Here is an 8,705-nt window from a genome sequence, read left to right as displayed (position 1 = left end):
GAACTTGATGTCATGGCAATTTATGCCATTTTTTCAAAATTGATCGCCTAAGTGGAAAGGCATCATGAGCTTGCACCAGTTGTCGCTTTCAGGCGTCAAGCCTTTTCTTAGCCGGACAGTAATGACTTATTATAGAATTTCGTTCCACGCGTAATCGGCATAGAGGCAGGGAGCATACTCATATATTATTAATACCCCACCACGCAGCAACTACGGCATCAGCCATCTTAACATCCCAATATTTCGTCGTTTGACCAACGCGGCTTGCGGCATGAATTTTAACATCAGCACTTTTAGTTGAAAGCGAATTATATGTCTTTACATCAACACGAATCCCACGGAAACCACACAAAAGCACGAGAGCTGCATCTTGATAACTAGAAAAGCGTTTTGAAGAACTTTCAGTCCCGTACTCATTTGCCTTTATAACCACAGAAGAAATACCTTCGTGCGCAATGATTATTCTTTCAAACTCGCGGTAAAGCCATACTAATCTATCCGACACCTCGATACACTGCACTGGATATGCAAGTTTGTTGTCGGAGGATGAATTCAACAATGTGAACTGCTCGTCAACTTTTTCCACAATGGCAAAACGTGGAGAGTTAGGGTCAGCACGAAAGCCAAAAACTTTCATAGATATCTCCTTACTATGTTCAAGGCGAAATCTCCATTATTTGGATTATAAAGCCTATTTTGTAGGGTTAATACCCAACTCAAATCGAATACGGTCGGCAAGCGGTCAACAATCTTGAAATATATTAACGTATAATAGATTGCCCGTCTAGCACGAGCCCGAGCGAGGAAGGGTTTTCTTGAATGCCAATTCCGGTGCATTGCCCTACAAACCATATTGATTGATCGTCATCTGTTCGAGAGGAATCGGATGCACGTATAATGCCCTTGCCGCTCCAATCTCACAAACTTATCCCCGGCTTGACTTGGCTGGTGTTATACCGCCCGCCCCCCCGGGTTGCCCTTTGTCCCGCTCCTGCGTAACTACCATCCTTGGCGACCGTCCCCTAAACGGAATCGCTTACGCGACCGATAGGGATGGACGGAGGGGTCATGGCCGACGCCGAGCACAAAAAAAATATCATCATCAAGCGGGTCAAAAAGATCTCGGCTGGTGCCCATGGCGGTTCCTGGAAGGTCGCGTACGCCGACCTTGTCACCGCCATGATGGCCTTTTTTCTGCTCATGTGGCTTTTAAGCAACGCCCCGCAGGAAAAAAAAGAAGAACTCGCCTCCTATTTCAACGATTTCAGCCTCTTTCAAAACCCCGGCCCCTCAGCCCAGCTCCTGGACACGGGCGGCCTTGGCCCCCCTGGCGCGGTGGTCGGCAGCCAGTCCGAACGCCCTGACGTGGCCATCGACCGGGAAGGCGAACAGCCCTCCGGCGGCAAAGGCCAGAATGCCGGCGACATGGACGGCGGCAAGGAAGCCGCCCCCCAAACCAAGGCTGAAGCTGCCGCCCAGGCCAAGGCCCAGGCCGAGGCTGCGGCCCAGGCCGGAGCGCTGGAACGGCAAGTCGAGCAGGCGCTGGAAAAGACCGTGCCCGAACTGGCCGGACAGGTGTCGGTGACCCAGGACCGGGACAAGGTGCGTATCGAGATCATGGACAAAACCGAGCGGCCGCTGTTTGATCTCGGCGGCGTATCGCTGATGCCCGATGCCCAGCGCATCCTGGCCGCCGTCACCGACGTGATCAAAAAAGAAAACGTCAAGGTGGCCATCGAGGGCCACACCGACGCCTACCGCTATTCCGGCACCTATTCCAACTGGGATCTTTCGGCCGGCCGGGCGCTTTCGGCCCGCCGGTTCATGGTCAATGCCGGGCTTAACCCCGACAACGTGGCCCAGGTCACAGGCTATGCCGACACCAAGCCCTACATTGCCGGCAAACCCTACGATCCGAAAAACCGCCGCATCAGCATCCTGCTGTTTAGGGAGCCCAAGCCCGGCGAGAAATCCGCCGGGAGCGGCTCGGGATCGGCCAAGCCGGCGGCACCCAAGCCCCCTGACGTTGGCGAAGTGCTGGAAAAACAGATCAACACCATCTACGACAAATCGACCGAAGGCCAGTTCTAGCGGCCCGGGCAGGAAACGACGCCACCATGTTCGTAATACTTGGCACCATCATCGTCATTGGCTGCATCCTCTCCGGCTTCATCCTGGAAAAGGGCAACTTCGACCTGATCCTGTCGGCCGCGCCGCCGGAGTTGCTCATGATCGCCGGTGCCTCCCTGGGGGCGCTTGTCATCAGTTCGCCCAAGGAAGTCCTCATCGCCACCTTTAAGGGCGCGATGACCATTTTCGGCGGCATGACCACCAGCAAGGCCTACTACACCGAGCTGCTGACCACCCTGTCGGGCCTCTATATGAAAATCCGCCGCGAGGGTCTGGTGTCCATTGAAAAAGATGTGGAACGCCCGGCTGAAAGCCCGATCTTTGCCAACTTCGCCAAGAACAAGAAAAACCACGAGGTTTTAGTCTTTATTTGCGACACCATGCGGATTTTTTCTACGGTAAACATCGAGGCCCACGAATTCGAGACCATCATGGACGCGGACATTGAAGCCACGGTGCACGAGGCCCTGATTCCGGCTCACAGCATCACCAAGGTGGCCGACGGTCTGCCGGCCATGGGTATTGTGGCCTGCGTTCTGGGCGTCGTCATCACCATGGGCAAGCTCAACGAGCCGGCCGAAGTCCTGGGCCACAGCATCGGCGCGGCCCTGGTCGGCACGTTCATGGGCGTTTTGCTGGCGTATGGTTTCGTGGCTCCCGTCGCCACCAACATCGAATACCGGGCCAAGGAAACCGAGTCCATCCTGCTGGTGGCCAAGGCCTCGCTGACCGCCTTTGTCGGCGGCAACCCGCCCCCGGTGGCCCTGGAAGCCGGCCGCCGGGCCATCCCCATCCACCAGCGCCCCACCTTCGAGCAGCTCGAAGAAGCCATCAAGGCCAGCAAGGGCAAATAAGGGGCGGGGGCTACAGATACCCCGGCACGTTAAGCGCCGCGCAGGGCAGGGGCGGGGTCCGGGCCACCAGGGCGGCGATGACCCCGATGTCCAGGGGAAAGGCGGCATAGGCCCCGCCCTCGGTGTAGGCCTGCCCCGTCGCCGAGACGAAATCCACTGCCCCGCCGGGCGAAACGGACAGCGTCAGGAGCAGAAACGTCCGGGCGGCCGGCCGCCGCCCGGTCCCGGGGGCCGGACAGCCCCGGCCCGCAACGGCCGGATTGTATTCCGCCGCCAGCCGCACCACCGGCTCCCCGCCCGGGCCGTCGAAAGATTCCCAGGTCGCGCCCACAAGCCCCGGCGAAACAGCCAGCAATTGCCCCAGACTTTTTCCCCCGGCCCCGTCCGGCCGCCAGTTGCGGGCCACTGTCTCGGGCCGGGGAGCCAGACAGCCCGAAAGCGCCAAAGACACAACCATCACCGTAATCGCCAATCTGCGCTTCATGCCTGCTTCCTCCCGCCCGCCGATTCTTTGCCCGGCAACCGACCGGACAGGGTTTCTTTTCCGTCTTTTTTTGCTAGTCATAAAGCCTCGACGGCTGTTTGACCACCCTGGCCCAACCCATAACCCGGAGGATGCCCCATGATCCGCTTCATCCGCATCGTGAGTCTGGCCTTTGTGGCCCTGACCATGTGCTGTGGCACCGCCCTGGCCATAACGCCCTACGACGTTTACGAAGGCAGCACGCTGCGCCAGATCGCCAAACGCGGAAAACTCGTCGTTGGTATGGAACTCAAGTTCTGGCCCTTTGAGTACGTGGACGAGCAGGGCAAGCCCGTGGGGTTTGACGTGGACATCGCCCGCACCCTGGCCGAACGCCTGGGCGTGGAACTGGAAATAAAAGACATGGAGTGGACGGGGCTTATCCCGGCGCTCACCGCCGGCAAGATCGATCTGATCATTTCCGGCATCACCGGCACCCTGGAACGGGCCAAGTCCATCACCTTTTCCTCCCCCTATTTCACCACCGGCCTGTGCGCCCTGGTCAGCACCAAAAAAGCCCCGGACTTAACCGATGTGGCCGGCCTCGACGCCCCGGGCCGGGTCATCGCCGTCAAAACCGGCACCACCGCCGATCTGGTGGCCGCCAAACGCTTCCCCAAGGCCACCATCAACCGCTACCAGGAAGAAACGGCCTGCGCCAGCGACGTGGCCAACGGCCGGGCCGACGCCTTTCTCTACGATCAAATTTCCATCGCCAAGCACCACAAGCAAAACCCTGACACCACCCGGGCGCTTTTGACCCCGTTCACCTACGAGCCATTTTGCATCGCCCTGCAAAAAGGCGATTTTGACTTGTGGCAATACCTGGAAATGTATATCGCCACCATCCGGGCCGACGGTACGCTGGAAACGCTTCGGGCCAAGCATTTCAAGGAAATTCTCGGCCAATAGCCTCCCCCCGGCCCGCCTGATCCCGGGCGGGCCGGGGGAGGACAGCCGTCCCCCCCGGACCGAAACGGTCCGGCAAAACCGCCCATCCCCCAGCCCAAGGAGTCGGCATGCCGCAGTTTCTCCGTCAGTGCATCCTGGCCGTAAGCCTCGCCTGCCTTGGCCTTGCAACCCCGGCCCGGGCCGATATGGTCCAGGTTTTCGCCCACCTGTTCGTGGTCCCCGCCGCTCTGGCCGACGGGAGTGACGCGGCCCCGGTCCTGCCGGCTTTTGAAGCCTTTTTGGCCGAGTCCTTTGGCGGCTACACCCGGATGGGCTCGGGGGTCGGCGGCTGGAAAAACGAAACCGGCCAGATCGAAACCGAAGCCAACACTGTCTACCTGACCACGGCCAACCGGGATTCCTCCAAGGAAATTGCCGCCCGTCTGGTCCAGGATTTCGGCATGCGGGTTCCCTACGTATTGGTCTTGCCGGCCGGGGCCTTTGCCATGCGGAGCCATTAGGATGGCGCGTCTGGCCGTGCGGACGGCCATATTGGCTGTTTTCGGGGGCCTTTTGTGGCTGTCGCTGTCGCGGCTGCACTACCACTGGGACTGGTCTGTGGTGTGGGCCTACCGGGCCATCTTTTTGAGCGGCCTGGGCATGACCCTGGCCGTGTCTCTTGGGGCCATAAGCCTTGGTTTGGCTTGCGGTCTGGCTTCGGGGCTGGCCTCGGTGTCGGGCAACATTGTCTTGACCGAACTGGCCGCCCTCTATGTCGGGGCCTTTCGGGGCACGCCGCTTCTGGTCCAAATCCTCATCTTTTATTTCTGCGTCGGCGTGGTGGTGCAGGTGGACAGCCCGTATCTGATCGGCACGGCCACCCTCGCCTTTTTCTCCGGGGCCTATATTTCGGAGATGGTGCGGGCCGGGGTGGAGTCTGTGGAACGCGGCCAGTGGGAAACGGCCCGGTCCTCGGGCCTGACCCACCGGCAAACCTTGTTCTATGTGATCCTGCCCCAGGCTGCCCGGCGCATCGTGGCCCCGGTCACCGGCCAGTTCGTGTCCTGCATCAAGGATTCCTCCCTGCTCTCGGTCATCAGCCTGCGGGAATTGACCAAAGCGGCCGAAGTGGTCAACGCCACCACCTACCGGACGTTTGAATCCTATCTGCCCCTGGCCCTGCTCTATCTGCTGCTCACCTGGCCCCTTTCGCACTTGACCCGGCGTCTGGAAAAAGGAATACGAAACGGAACGCACTACACGCCCCGCTGACCCGCAGCTTTTTAAGGAGAATATCCATGGATGCCGAAATCAAGGTCTATGCCCTGACCACCTGCGTGCACTGCAAGCACGCCAAGGAATTTCTCGATGAAAAGCATATCCCGTACGAGTGTGTCCACGTGGACTATCTGACGGGCGAGGAGCGGGCCGCTGTCATGGATGTCGTGCGCAAACTCAATCCATCCCTGTCCTTTCCCACCATCGTTATCGGCAACAAGGTCATCGTGGGTTTCCGCCGGGATGAAATCGAAACCGCCCTTGGCGCGTGCAACAAATAATGGACGCCCAGGGACTCTACGACACGTTGGCCCCCCTCCAGGCGGCCAAAGGCTATTTCTTCAATCCCGACAAAGCGATGACCCTGGAGCTCATGGCTGGTCTGTTGGTCAACAAGGACCGCTACGGCTACATGGCCTGCCCCTGCCGGCTGGCTTCGGGGAAATTCGAACTGGACAGGGACGTGGTCTGCCCATGCGCCTACCGCGATGCCGATGTGGCCGAATACGGGGCCTGCTTTTGCGGCCTGTACGTGTCGGCCGCCGGGCGCGACGGCGCAGCCCTGCCCACGGTGCCCGAGCGTCGGCCGGTGGAAAAGACCCTGGCCGCCCTGGGCTGACCCCGGCCGCCCAGTCGGCAACGCCTCCCGGTGGCGTCTTTCCCGGACCGGGCCTGTCACCGTAACACCGGCCGGCACCCCGCCCTATCTGCCCTCTGGTACGCGGTGGGCTGCTCCGTGCCGCTGCCACCGCAACCCTGGCCGGATGTTGCCGCATCCTGCGCGGCCGAATACGGCGCGCTGCCGGTGTCAGCGCAAGCATCCCGGAGAAACACGGTTTGGACATGACCTCCCAGGCAGGCCTTGTCGGCATCCTCCTTGTCCTGTGCGCCGCAACGCTCGGCCCCCTCCTCTGGCGTCGCTGGCGTCGCCGCAAAAGCGCGTCTCCCTGCGGTGACGACCCCTTCCTTGGCCGGGTGGTTGATACCATGCCCGACCCTTTTTTCATCAAAGATCCCGACCACCGCTTCTTTGTCGTCAACGAAGCCTTCTGCGCCCTGGCCGGACGCTCCCGCGTTAACCTCGTCGGCCAGGATGCCGCCACCGTCTTCCCGGACGCCGCCGAGTCCGCTTCAATCAAAAACGATGCCATGGTCCTGGCCTGCGGCGTCGAGGACGTTGCCGAGGAAACCGTCATTGACGCCGATGGCAACCGCCGCACGTTTATGACCCGCAAAAGCCTGCATATCGACGCCGCCGGCAACCGTTACGTGGTCGGCGTCATCCGCGACATCTCCACCCGCAAACGGGCCGAACGCCAACTGCGCGAAAGCGAGGCCCGCTACCGCCGCATCGTGGAAACGGCCAACGAAGGCATCTGGGCCGTTGACGCCCACTGGAGCACCACCTACGTCAACGCCGTCATGGGCACCATGCTCGGCCTGGCCCCCCAGGACATGCTCGGCCGGCCCATGCTGGATTTTCTGTATGCAGAAGACCACGAGCGCCATCGGGCGCTTATGCGCCGTGAAGCGTCCCCGCCCGGCGGCGGCCTCTACGAACGGCGCCTGCGGCGCGCCGATGGCCAGGAGCTCTGGACGCTTATTGCCCTCTCCAGCGAATACGACCCGGCCGGCGGCTTTGCCGGAGCTTTTGGCATGTTTACCAACATCACCGAGCGCAAGCGGGCCGAAGAGTCCCTGCGCCTGTCCGAAGCCCGTCTGGCCGCCGCCAAGGAAGCCGCCGACGCCGCCAGCAAATCCAAAAGCGAATTCCTGGCCAATATGAGCCACGAAATCCGCACGCCCTTAAACGGCCTGCTCGGCATGCTCCAGATTCTGGAGGACACGGGCCTTGACGAGGAGCAGCGCGACTGCGTGGACACAGCCCTGGACTCCGGGCGCCGGCTGACCCGCCTGTTAACCGACATCCTCGACCTTTCCCGGGTCGAATCCGGCAAACTCGAACTGGCCAAGGCCCCTTTCGCCCTGGCCGATGTCATGGGAGCCATTAGGGCTGTGTTTACCACGGCGCTTAAAAACCAGGGGCTGACCCTGGAAACCGCCATCGCCCCCTCGGTGCCAGCCAAGCTCCTCGGCGACGAAGGCCGTATTCGCCAGATTTTACTCAATCTCGTGGGCAACGCCATCAAGTTCACGCCGGCCGGAACCATCACTATAGAAGCCGGGGCCTCTCCGGGCAGCACCCCCGGGACGGTCCGACTGGTCCTTGGCGTCAGCGACCCCGGCATCGGCATTCCCCGCCACATGCTCGCCGAAGTGTTCGCCCCCTTCACCCAGGTCGATGCCTCCAACACCCGCATCCACCAGGGAGCCGGGCTTGGGCTGTCCATCGTCGACCGGCTGGCCCGGCTCATGGGGGGCGAGGTGCGCATCGACAGCGAACCCGGTATCGGCACCCACGTCCTGTGCGCCCTGGAACTGGCCGCCGCACCGACCGAGCCTCCCCATAAGGAGTTGGTCAAAACAACCGCCCCCCAGCCCCATCTGCGCATTCTCCTGGTCGAGGACGAACGCATCAACCGGCTGGCCCTGGGCGGGCTGCTGCGCCGACACGGCCACACGGTCCTGGAAGCGGCTTCGGGCCAGGCTGCCTTGGATATTTTTGAGAATGCAACCGTGGACATCGTGCTCTTAGACATCCAGATGCCCGGCATGGACGGTCTGGCAACCCTGGCCATCCTGCGGGATCGGGCCATCTATGGCGACCGAACCGACATTCCTGTCATCGTGGTCACTGCCCACGCCATGACCGGCGACCGCGAACGGTTCCTGGCCGCCGGGGCCGACGACTACCTGGCCAAGCCCGTGGAGGCCGACGCCTTGCAGGCCGCCCTGGCCCGGGTGATGCGAAGAGGGGAGTAAGGGAGGGGGCCGGAGGCATCCGAAAGGGAGAGCCTCCGGCGGCCAAAGGGGTGGCCCCTTTGGATTCCCTCCTGGAAGGCAAGGGGTTTATGGGGGCCAGGATGTCGTGGGCCTCAACCCCTTTAAAACTTCTCCTATCAAGGGGG

Annotated in this window: 10 protein-coding genes; 8 read left to right on the top strand and 2 right to left on the bottom strand. The window is 61.4% G+C overall.

The genetic code is table 11. From position 1 onward, the window contains the following. Positions 1-178: 178 nt before the first annotated feature. A complete protein-coding gene (locus GTA51_RS17540) occupies positions 179-637 on the bottom strand; it encodes a hypothetical protein (RefSeq protein ID WP_160963402.1) in 459 nt (152 codons plus the stop codon). 431 nt (positions 638-1,068) lie between these two features. Here GTA51_RS17540 and GTA51_RS17535 point away from each other — a divergent pair, with 431 nt between their 5' ends. Together GTA51_RS17535 and motA are read left to right on the top strand one after the other, a co-directional pair. After that, positions 1,069-2,091 (top strand): flagellar motor protein MotB, encoded by a 1,023-nt coding sequence (locus tag GTA51_RS17535; protein WP_160963400.1) that lies wholly within the window; start codon positions 1,069-1,071, stop codon positions 2,089-2,091. 26 nt (positions 2,092-2,117) lie between these two features. Beyond that, positions 2,118-2,984, top strand: coding sequence for a flagellar motor stator protein MotA (motA, locus tag GTA51_RS17530; RefSeq protein ID WP_160963398.1), 867 nt, complete (start codon positions 2,118-2,120; stop codon positions 2,982-2,984). A 10-nt stretch (positions 2,985-2,994) separates the two neighbouring features. Here motA and GTA51_RS17525 read toward each other — a convergent pair whose 3' ends face one another. Next, positions 2,995-3,468, bottom strand: a complete 474-nt coding sequence (locus GTA51_RS17525; protein ID WP_246198209.1) for a hypothetical protein — start codon at positions 3,466-3,468, stop codon at positions 2,995-2,997. A 138-nt stretch (positions 3,469-3,606) separates the two neighbouring features. Here GTA51_RS17525 and GTA51_RS17520 point away from each other — a divergent pair, with 138 nt between their 5' ends. From GTA51_RS17520 to GTA51_RS17495, 6 genes are all read left to right on the top strand, one after another. After that, positions 3,607-4,419 (top strand): transporter substrate-binding domain-containing protein, encoded by an 813-nt coding sequence (locus tag GTA51_RS17520; protein ID WP_160963396.1) that lies wholly within the window; start codon positions 3,607-3,609, stop codon positions 4,417-4,419. 107 nt (positions 4,420-4,526) lie between these two features. Further along, positions 4,527-4,919 carry a hypothetical protein gene (locus tag GTA51_RS17515; RefSeq protein WP_160963394.1) on the top strand — a complete coding sequence of 131 codons (393 nt, stop codon included), beginning with the start codon at positions 4,527-4,529 and terminating at the stop codon, positions 4,917-4,919. A gap of 1 nt (position 4,920) precedes the next feature. Beyond that, positions 4,921-5,670, top strand: coding sequence for an amino acid ABC transporter permease (locus tag GTA51_RS17510; RefSeq protein ID WP_160963392.1), 750 nt, complete (start codon positions 4,921-4,923; stop codon positions 5,668-5,670). 26 nt (positions 5,671-5,696) lie between these two features. Then, positions 5,697-5,957 carry a glutaredoxin family protein gene (locus tag GTA51_RS17505; protein ID WP_160963377.1) on the top strand — a complete coding sequence of 87 codons (261 nt, stop codon included), beginning with the start codon at positions 5,697-5,699 and terminating at the stop codon, positions 5,955-5,957. Beyond that, positions 5,957-6,295: a ferredoxin-thioredoxin reductase catalytic domain-containing protein gene (locus tag GTA51_RS17500; RefSeq protein WP_160963404.1), complete on the top strand. Its 339-nt coding sequence runs from the start codon at positions 5,957-5,959 to the stop codon at positions 6,293-6,295. The genes GTA51_RS17505 and GTA51_RS17500 overlap by 1 nt, the downstream gene beginning before the upstream one ends. Positions 6,296-6,519: 224 nt before the next feature. Continuing rightward, the gene (locus GTA51_RS17495) at positions 6,520-8,559 is read left to right on the top strand and encodes a PAS domain-containing hybrid sensor histidine kinase/response regulator (RefSeq protein ID WP_160963375.1); all 2,040 of its coding nucleotides are present in this window, start codon (positions 6,520-6,522) and stop codon (positions 8,557-8,559) included. The last annotated feature ends 146 nt before the right edge of the window (positions 8,560-8,705 follow it).

The organism is Solidesulfovibrio aerotolerans, assembly GCF_009856865.1.
Classification (GTDB): domain Bacteria; phylum Desulfobacterota; class Desulfovibrionia; order Desulfovibrionales; family Desulfovibrionaceae; genus Solidesulfovibrio; species Solidesulfovibrio aerotolerans.
The sequence above is the reverse complement of the archived record's forward strand: the minus strand, read 5'-3'. Positions and strand labels throughout refer to the sequence as shown.